Origin of the sequence: Priestia sp. SIMBA_032 (assembly GCF_046535215.1) — a bacterium.
In the GTDB taxonomy this organism is placed as follows: Bacteria; Bacillota; Bacilli; order Bacillales; family Bacillaceae_H; genus Priestia; species Priestia aryabhattai.
Genome location: NZ_JAWRXD010001209.1, coordinates 1 through 250, shown reverse-complemented (window position 1 = coordinate 250; position 250 = coordinate 1). Strand labels below are relative to the sequence as shown.

Annotated in this window: 1 protein-coding gene; it reads left to right on the top strand. The window is 74.8% G+C overall.

Translation table 11 applies throughout. The features are described 5' to 3' along the window. The coding region (locus SB717_RS38165; protein ID WP_410908394.1) for an HAD family hydrolase at nucleotides 1-250 on the top strand (250 nt) is incomplete at both ends.

The window sequence follows — 250 nt, the reverse complement described above, 5'->3', positions numbered from 1 at the left end:
GGCGACTCCGAAGCCCGGATCAAGGCGATGCTCGACGGCGCGCCGGGCCTCCGGCCGCAGCCCGTCGTGGGCGGCTGCCGGGTCAGCTACTACTACGATCCCGACGCCCTGCGGCCCGAGACGGTCGCGGCCGTGGAGGCGGCCGGCTTCGACGTCATCCTGTCGGCCGGCACCTTCCTCGACGTGATGCCGCGGGGCGTGGCCAAGGGGCCGACGCTGCTGCGCTTCCTCGACGCGCTGGCGCTCGACC